The 8360-nt window shown below is 70.2% G+C and carries 9 protein-coding genes; 4 read left to right on the top strand and 5 right to left on the bottom strand.

Annotation, left to right across the window (positions count from 1 at the left end; all coding sequences use genetic code 11):
* Both nadB and nadA read right to left on the bottom strand, forming a co-directional pair.
* The coding region (gene nadB, locus BKN37_RS24170) for an L-aspartate oxidase (protein WP_095407197.1) at window positions 1-1075 on the bottom strand (1075 nt) is incomplete at its 3' end.
* On the bottom strand, window positions 1075-2112 hold the full coding sequence (gene nadA, locus BKN37_RS24175) for a quinolinate synthase NadA (RefSeq protein WP_071029466.1): 1038 nt from the start codon (window positions 2110-2112) through the stop codon (window positions 1075-1077). The genes nadA and nadB, both read right to left, overlap by 1 nt.
* 46 nt (window positions 2113-2158) lie before the next feature.
* On the opposite strand from nadA, the gene BKN37_RS24180 reads away from it, so the two are divergent.
* A complete protein-coding gene (locus BKN37_RS24180) occupies window positions 2159-2887 on the top strand; it encodes an NUDIX hydrolase (RefSeq protein WP_071029467.1) in 729 nt (242 codons plus the stop codon).
* A 155-nt stretch (window positions 2888-3042) separates the two neighbouring features.
* Window positions 3043-4380: a lipase family protein gene (locus BKN37_RS24185; protein WP_071029468.1), complete on the top strand. Its 1338-nt coding sequence runs from the start codon at window positions 3043-3045 to the stop codon at window positions 4378-4380.
* Here BKN37_RS24185 and BKN37_RS24190 read toward each other — a convergent pair.
* The gene (locus BKN37_RS24190) at window positions 4346-5017 is read right to left on the bottom strand and encodes a DUF2567 domain-containing protein (RefSeq protein WP_071029469.1); all 672 of its coding nucleotides are present in this window, start codon (window positions 5015-5017) and stop codon (window positions 4346-4348) included. The two genes, BKN37_RS24185 and BKN37_RS24190, sit on opposite strands and share 35 nt — an antisense overlap.
* A gap of 197 nt (window positions 5018-5214) precedes the next feature.
* On the opposite strand from BKN37_RS24190, the gene BKN37_RS24195 reads away from it, so the two are divergent.
* A complete protein-coding gene (locus BKN37_RS24195; RefSeq protein ID WP_071029470.1) occupies window positions 5215-6393 on the top strand; it encodes a hypothetical protein in 1179 nt (392 codons plus the stop codon).
* Window positions 6394-6584: 191 nt separating this feature from the next.
* Here BKN37_RS24195 and bsaP read toward each other — a convergent pair whose 3' ends face one another.
* Window positions 6585-6824 (bottom strand): biotin synthase auxiliary protein BsaP, encoded by a 240-nt coding sequence (bsaP, locus tag BKN37_RS24200; RefSeq protein ID WP_423212835.1) that lies wholly within the window; start codon window positions 6822-6824, stop codon window positions 6585-6587.
* Window positions 6824-7861: a biotin synthase BioB gene (gene bioB / locus BKN37_RS24205; RefSeq protein WP_071029472.1), complete on the bottom strand. Its 1038-nt coding sequence runs from the start codon at window positions 7859-7861 to the stop codon at window positions 6824-6826. The genes bsaP and bioB overlap by 1 nt, the downstream gene beginning before the upstream one ends.
* A 55-nt stretch (window positions 7862-7916) precedes the next feature.
* Here bioB and BKN37_RS24210 point away from each other — a divergent pair.
* Window positions 7917-8360, top strand: a 444-nt coding sequence (locus tag BKN37_RS24210) for a TetR family transcriptional regulator (protein ID WP_071029473.1), incomplete at its 3' end; no start/stop codon positions are given.

Below are 8360 nucleotides of genomic sequence, written 5' to 3' on the forward strand. Positions count from 1 at the left end.
GCCCCGGCAGCTCGGTGCGGCCGTCGACGTCGGTGACCACCCCGCCGCAGCTGTAGTGCGCGCCGGGCAGCACCGGGATGGGTTGGGCGACCGGGTCGATGCCGGCCGCCCGGCAGGCGGCGGTCACCGTCGGGAAGCGGTGCTCAAATTCGGCGATACCGCGGGCATCGAGGTAGACGCAGTCGTCGCCGGTGGCGCGCAGCCGCGCGTCGATCGCCGCCGCCACCACATCGCGCGGCGCCAGATCGGCCATCGGGTGCACCCCGGTCATCACCGAATTGCCTTGGCGATCAACGAGTGTCGCACCCTCGCCGCGAATCGCCTCGGTCACCAGGGGTCGTCGGCCGCCGGCGTGGCCGTCGAACAGCATGGTGGGGTGGAACTGGATGAATTCCAGATCGCCGACCGCCACCCCGGCCCACAGCGCCAACGCGATCCCGTCGCCGGTGGAGCCGTCGGGATTGGTGGTCGCCGCATACAGGTGGCCCAGGCCGCCGGTGGCCAGGATCACCGCCGGGGCGTGCAAAAGGCCCAGCCCGGCGGGGGTCGCGACCAGCACCCCGGTCACCGCGTCGTCGTGCAGCACCCGCAGCGCCGCGTGACGGGTCCGGATGTCCAGCACGGCGGCCGCCTGGTCCAGCGCCCGCTGCACCTCGGCGCCGGTGGCGTCGCCGCCGGCGTGCACAATGCGGCGACGGGAATGTCCGCCTTCGCGGGTCAGCGCCCACCGGCCCGGTGTCGCCTCGTCGAATCGTGCTCCGGCGCCGACTAATTCGACCACCGCGCGGTACCCGTCGGCGACAATCGAGGTCACCGCCTCGGGGTCGCACAGGCCGGCCCCGGCGGCCAGGGTGTCGGCGACGTGGGCGTCGATCGAGTCGTCGGTGTCGGGCAACACCACCGCGATGCCGCCTTGCGCGTAATGGGTCGCGGTCATCCCGGGCGTCCGCGGGGCCTTGCTCAACACGACGACGCGTTGCCCGCGCCGATGCGCGGCCAGCGCGGCGGCCAGGCCGGCGACCCCGGTGCCGACGACGACGACGTCGACGTGCTGCTCGAAGGCCGCGGCGGGCATCATTCGCCGCCGCCGGGCTGCCCGGTCTTGATCATCTCCCGCACGCTGCGCCGCGCGGCGGCCGCGGTGTCCGCGTCGACGTGCACCTCGTCGGCGCCGTCCACCAGGCAGCGCAACAAGGCCGCCGGGGTGATCATCTTCATGAACTTGCAGGCCGCCCGGTCGTTGACCGCCTGGAAGTCGACTTCGGGTGCGGCCCGGCGCAGCTGGTAGAGCATGCCCACCTCGGTGGCGACCAGCACTTGCCGCGCCTGGGTGGCGCGGGCGGCGTCGAGCATGCCGCCGGTGGACAAGATCTTGACCCGGTCCTCGGGGACCGCGCCTTCCCCGGCCAGGTACAGCGCCGAGGTCGCGCAACCGCACTCCGGGTGCACGAACAGTTCGGCGTCGGGGTGGGCGCGCGCCTGGTCGGCCAGTTCGTCGCCGTTGATGCCGGCGTGCACGTGACATTCGCCTGCCCACACGTGCAGGTTCTCCCGCCCGGTCACCCGGCGCACATGGGCGCCGAGGAACTGGTCGGGGCAGAACAGCACCTCGCGGTCGGGGTCGATGGAGGCGACCACGTCGACGGCGTTGGACGAGGTGCAGCACACGTCGGTGAGCGCCTTGACCGCGGCGGTGGTGTTGACGTAGGACACCACCGCGGCGCCGGGGTGCTCGTCCTTCCAGGCGCGCAGCTCCTCGGCGGTGATCGAGTCGGCCAGTGAGCACCCGGCCCGCTGGTCGGGGATCAGCACGGTCTTGTCCGGACTCAAAATCTTGGCGGTCTCGGCCATGAAGTGCACGCCGCAGAACACGATGGTGTCCTCGGGGGCTTCGGCGGCGATCCGCGACAGCGCCAGCGAATCACCGACGTGGTCGGCGACATCTTGGATGGCGGGCAGCTGGTAGTTGTGCGCCAACACGGTGGCGTTGCGCGCCCGCGCCAGGCGGCGAATCTCGGCGGCCCACTGCTCATCGGCGTCCACCCCGGCATAGCCGGTGGGCGTGTCGACGATGCGGGCGGCCAGGCCGTCCGCCGACATAACTCCGGTCATGGCGGTTTCCTTTCGCCGAATAGGTTTTCGACTTACAATCGAAAACATGCTGTATGGTAGCACCGGCCACGAAGTGCTGGCCGTCGTGTTCCAGGTTCGGGGCCTCGAAGCGGACCCGGACGCGGCCCCCGGAACGGCCGCCGATACACCGAAACCGCAGCTCAACGTGTTGTTGTGGGAACGCGCCCGGGAACCGGAGCGGGGCGCGTGGGCGCTGCCCGGCGGGCGGCTGCGCGACGACGAGGATCTGACGAGTTCGGTGCGCCGTCAGCTCGCCGAAAAGGTCGACCTGCGGGAGCTGGCGCATCTGGAGCAGTTGGCGGTGTTCTCCGACCCCGACCGGGTGCCGGGCGCCCGGATGATCGCGACCACCTTTTTGGGCCTGGTGCCCTCCCCCGCTACCCCGGAGCTGCCGCCGGACACCCGTTGGCATCCGGTGAACGCGTTGCCGCCGATGGCGTTCGACCACGGCCCGATGGTGGCGCACGCCCGCACCCGGCTGGTCGCCAAGATGTCTTACACCAATATCGGATTCGGTTTGGCGCCAAGAGAATTCGTGGTGTCGACGCTGCGCGACATTTACGGCGCGGCGCTGGGCTATCAGGTCGACGCCACCAATTTGCAGCGGGTGTTGGCCCGCCGCGGCGTCATCACCCGCACCGGGGGCACCGCCCAGTCCGGCCGCAGCGGGGGCCGCCCGGCCGCGGTGTACCGGTTCACCGATTCGCAGTTGCGGATCACCGACGAATTCGCCGCCCTGCGCCCACCCGGGTAGCTGGCCCGGGTGGCTTTACATCACCCGCGAGCAGACGCAGATTCGCATTCCCGAGGCGCCCGGGATGCGAATCTGCGTCTGCTCGGCGCACGGGGCGACGCCGCGACGGCGAGTCGGATTGGATTCTTAACCCCCTCTTAAGCAAGAATGCCCGAATGGAGTTTGACGGCCTGGCGCGTGAACACGGTGTTGAGTGGATCGGCCAGGCTCCGCACGAGGACCTGCAGCGCGGCGCGCATCCGCTGCAGCCCGACGACGACCCCTTCTACCTGCCCCCACCGGGCTTCCAGCACGCCGTGCCCGGCACCGTGCTGCGCTCCCGCGAGGTGGAGCTGGCGTTTCTCGGCGTCATCCCGCAGCCGTTCACCGCGACGCAACTGCTCTACCGCACCTCCGACCGCCACGGCGCGCCCGAGGCCACGGTGACCACGGTGCTGGTGCCGGCCGACCGCGACCGCAAGCGGTCCTATCCGTTGCTGTCCTATCAGTGCGCCATCGATGCCACCACCCGACGCTGCTTCCCGTCCTATGCGCTGCGGCGGCACGCCAAGGCGATCGGCTCCTTCGCCCAGCTGGAGTTGGTGCTGATCGCGGCGGCGCTGACCGAGGGCTGGGCGGTGTCGATCCCCGATCACGAAGGACCCCACGGCGCCTGGGGCGCGCCCTACGAGCCGGGCTACTGCGTGCTCGACGGGGTGCGCGCCGCGGTGAACGCCGACCGCCTGGGCTTGGCCGCCGATGCACCGGTGGGCCTGTGGGGCTACTCCGGCGGCGGACTGGCGACCGGGTGGGCGGCCGAGGTGGCGGCGGACTATGCCCCCGACCTCAATGTGGTCGGCGCGGTGCTCGGGTCACCGGTCGGCGACCTGGGCCACACCTTCCGCCGGTTGAACGGCTCGTTCTTTTCCGGGTTGCCCGCGATGATGGTGGCCGCGCTGGCGCACGTTTACCCCGACCTGGACCAGGTGATCGCCGAGCACGCCACCCCCGAGGGGCGCGACCTGTTGCACTCGTTGGAGACCATGACCACCGCCGGTGCGGTGATCGCGATGCGCAACAAGAGCATGGCGTCCTACGTGGACCAGCCGCTCGACGAGATCCTGGACCTGCCGGCGGTGCAACACGTCTTCGAGGACACCAAGCTGGGCGCCAAGGTGCCGACCCCGCCGGTGTTGATGGTGCAGGCCGTCTACGACGAAGTGATCTCCGTCGAGCACATCGACCACCTGGCCGACGCGTACGCCGGCGGCGGGGCTGCCCTGACCTACCACCGGGACCGGCTCAGCGACCACATCCTGCTGCACCCGCTGTCCGCGCCGATGGTGCTGCACTGGCTGCGTGACCGGTTCGCGGGTCGTCCGGTGGCCGACCACCCGGTGCGCACGTCGTGGCCGACGCTGCTGAACCCGACGACCTATGTCGGGATGGTGCGCCTCGGGGTGATCGCCGCCAAGGTCATCACGGGCGGTTGGCTGCACCGTTCTCGAGGCTGACCGCGCCGGCGGGCGCGGCGACGGTCTCGACGAACGACGCGACCGGCGGGTAGCCGCCCAGGTCGTCGCGCGCGTTCGAGGCGGCCCCGAGCGCGTAGACCAGCGCCGCGGTCGCGGCCGGCAGCAGCAGGCTGGCGGCGATCTGCAGCGGGGTATGGCCGAAGAACACCGGCGGCGCCTCGGTGAAGTAGTGCACCCGGTGGTCCGGGGTCACCGGCGCACCGTCAACATCGACCACGCCGTAGCGCAGCCGCACCAGCACCGCCCCGGCCGCCATCGCTGCGGCCGCGGCGGCCAGCAACCCGGCCGACAACGCGACGACCATTTCCGGGCCGCGGTGCGCCCGCCACTGCCACACCAGCGCGGCGGCGACCACGGCCACCACGCCCAGCAGGCCCAACATCAGCGCCGCCGCCACGAAGAAATGGTCGGACTCGGGCCCCAGGTAGGCGTGCACCCGGTCGCCGTCCCGGGTCAGCGCCACCACGCCGTGGATCGGCGGCGCCAGCCACGACCACAACGCACCGACCGCGACACCGACGAGCGCCAAGCCGCCCAGCACGAGGGCCAGCGCCCGTGGCCGCGTGGTGCGCGGGGCGGCCTGCCGCGGTTGCTGCCGGCCGGCGCCGACGGTCATCGCCCCCTCAACCACACCCGGACACCTTCCCCTCGAACAGTCGCCCAAACCCTACCGGAGGCGGCCGCAGCGCCCGCTCACAGTTGAGGCCCGTGCATTTAGGCGCGCTGAAGCGCGCCGGCGGGCGCGATACTGGTGAGGTGTCCAGAGTCCGGTCCTGAGCGCCCCGACAGGTCACCCGCAAGAACGGAAACCACATGTTGCGAGCGATCGGTTGCGCGGCGGCCCTGCTGGTGTGCGGCCTGGTGACGGCGGCCTGCCACACCCCGCCGCCGGACACGACGTCGGTGCAACCGGCACCGCCCGACCAGTCGACGGTCTTCTTTCCCACCACGCTTGACACCTACGGCCTGAATCTCACGCAGGTCGACCGCGATCATCTGGCCGAGCTGTATGCACTGCGGCAGATCGATCCGTGCGGTTTTGTCGACCCACAAATCCTGACCGCCAACAACCACAAGGACTTCAGCTACACCTACAGCGCTGTCTCCGAGATTGAGGAGGCACCCGCGAGTGTTTCTCCGGTTGCGCCGCTGGGCGGTGACGCCTGCACGATCGCCTTTCCGTCCACCCAGACGGGGCTTTCGCTTCAGGTCTTGTCCGGTGAGCCCAGACTCAATGACCAATGGTTCAGCCCGGATTCGTCGCACCCCGGCCTGACGACACGGACCTCGCCGTGCATGTTCCGTGCGGCGCTTCCGCTGACGGGACTGGCGGGCGCCCCGAAGTCCATGCGTGATCCCGTCATCGAAGTGGACCGGGTGAACATCACCAATGGCTGGCTGGACTTCGACGACACCTCGTTATGCCCACTGGCCGAGGCGATCGCCGCCGACGTTGCCGCGCACGCTCGTCAAAACGGCGTTGCCGTGTATGCCGCCGATCGCGGTGCGGTCGCCGCGAAGTTTCTGACCAGCGATCCCTGCGCCGCCGCAGCGGACCTGCATGCGGTGGGCTTCGTCTGGAAGGAGCCGAACCCGGAGGCGCAGTCGCCAACCACCTGGCGACATCCCGGTGTCTGCGACCTCGAATTCGGCGACACCACCACCGATCCCGACGTGTTGTACGCGGTGGTGAAGTACGGGTTGGCCGCGTGGTCGGACACCATGATCACCTCGAACTACCTGCGACCCCTGAGCCGCAGCGAGCAAGATGGGGTGGCGCTGTTCGACTTCACCAGCGACAGCGAGGACGGCTGTGGGACCTTCGTGGTCGCCAAGGCCACCGTCCGCATCGACCCCGTCAGGTCCGGGTCCGGGGCCGATTTGACCGCACCCACCCCGGTCGTCACCGTGAAACTGACCACGCCCGCGGGCGAAGACTGCGCCGAAACCGCCAAACAGGCCGCGCTCGCCGCGATCAAACGTGCGACGTAAGCCCAAAGAGTGATGTCGGTTTCCCTGAAGCGCATGACGCTACGGAATACGTGGATTACCAAGCGAATTAGCGCCGTCGTTGCTCTGGTGGCGCTCTTCGCGGCCGGGGGCACCCCGCCACCCGCGGCAGCGTCGCCGTCCGGATTCTGCGCAGAACTTGGCGGCTCCTGGGATCAGGGGTCCGCAACCGTTCAGCGCTGGGCGTCGAGTTCCGCCGAATCCACCAGCCCGTGCCGGGAGCACTTCGCCCACCAGCCGTCGGGGCGCACCTGCACCATCATCCGGCGGCCGCACGCCGCGCAATACCGGGGCGGCTCCAAACCCAGCTGTGCGGCCGTCGGCACCGAGCCACCGGCCGGATCGTCGCTCTGCACGCCGGTGTAGACGTTGTAGACGCCGGCCCCGACCGGGGCCGGCAAGTCGCGCACCATCACAGGGTGGCGTTGAGCGCCTTGATCGGCATCTGCAGATCGTCGAGCAGTTCCAGGTCGGCCTCGGCCGGCCGGCCCAACGTAGTCAGGTAGTTGCCGACGATGACGGCGTTGATGCCGCCCAGGATGCCTTGCTTGGCGCCCAGATCCCCCAACGTGATTTCGCGGCCGCCGGCGAAACGCAGCATGGTGCGCGGCAGCGCCAACCGGAACGCGGCCACCGCCCGCAGCGCGTCGGCGGCCGGCAGCACCTCCAGATCACCGAACGGGGTGCCCGGGCGCGGGTTGAGGAAGTTCAGCGGCACCTCGTCAGGGTTGAGTTCGGCGAGGTCGGCGGCGAACTCGGCGCGCTGCTCCAGCGTCTCCCCCATGCCCAAGATGCCGCCGCAGCACACCTCCATCCCGGCGTCGCGCACCATCGACAGCGTCTCCCACCGCTCCTCCCAGGTGTGGGTGGTGACGACGTTGGGGAAATGCGACCGGGCGGTCTCCAGGTTGTGGTTGTAGCGGTGCACGCCCATGGCCGACAGCTGGTCGACCTGCTCCTGAGTCAACATGCCCAGCGAGCAGGCGATCTGGATGTCGACCTCGTTGCGAATCGCCTCGATACCGGCGGCGACCTGCGCGAGCAGCCGCTCATCGGGGCCACGGACCGCGGCCACGATGCAGAATTCGGTGGCACCGGTCTTGGCGGTCTGCTTGGCCGCCTCGACCAGGCTGGGAATGTCGAGCCAGGCGCTGCGCACCGGCGACGCGAACAGCCCGGACTGCGAACAGAAGTGGCAGTCCTCCGGGCAGCCGCCGGTTTTCAGGCTGATGATGCCCTCGACCTCGACGTCGGGTCCGCACCAGCGCATCCGCACCTCGTGCGCCAGCGCCAGCAGCTCCTCGAGTCGTTCGTCGGGCAGCTGCAACACCGCCAGCACCTGGTCCCGTGTCAATCCGGTGCCGTCCTCCAGCACCTGCTGGCGAGCCACCGCCAAGATGTCGGTTTCCGCATCGGTGCCGGTGCTGGGCCGAGCTGCCGCCTGAGTCACCAGAAACTCCCTTGCTGTGCGCTGACTTGAACGGTGTTCAGGTTAGGCTAGCGGAGTGCAACTGCACAAACGTGACGTGGTCGCCGCGGCCACCGCCCTCTTGGACAGCTACGGCATCGCCGATTTGACGATGCGTCGGCTGGCGCGCGAGCTCAATATCACCCCCGGCGCGCTGTACTGGCATTTCGCCAATAAGCAGCAGCTGCTCGGCGCGGTGGCGGACCGGGTGCTGGGCCCGGCCTGCGCCGACCCGGGGCCGGGCGGCTGGCGGCAGCGCATCGAGACGCTGTGCGCGCGGCTGCGCGATGCGCTGCTGTCGCACACCGACGGCGCCGAGCTGGTCTCGGCGAGCTTCGCGGCGGGTCAGTCGCAGGCCGCCGCAACGATTCTGGCGCGGCTGGCGACCGCCGCCACCGACGCGGGGGTGCCGGCCGAGCACTCGGAGTTGGCCGCGCGCACCGTCGTGTACTCCGTGCTGGGCTTCACCGCCGCCGAGCAG

The sequence above is a fragment of the Mycobacterium talmoniae genome, from assembly GCF_001854525.1.
Lineage (GTDB): Bacteria > Actinomycetota > Actinomycetes > Mycobacteriales > Mycobacteriaceae > Mycobacterium > Mycobacterium talmoniae.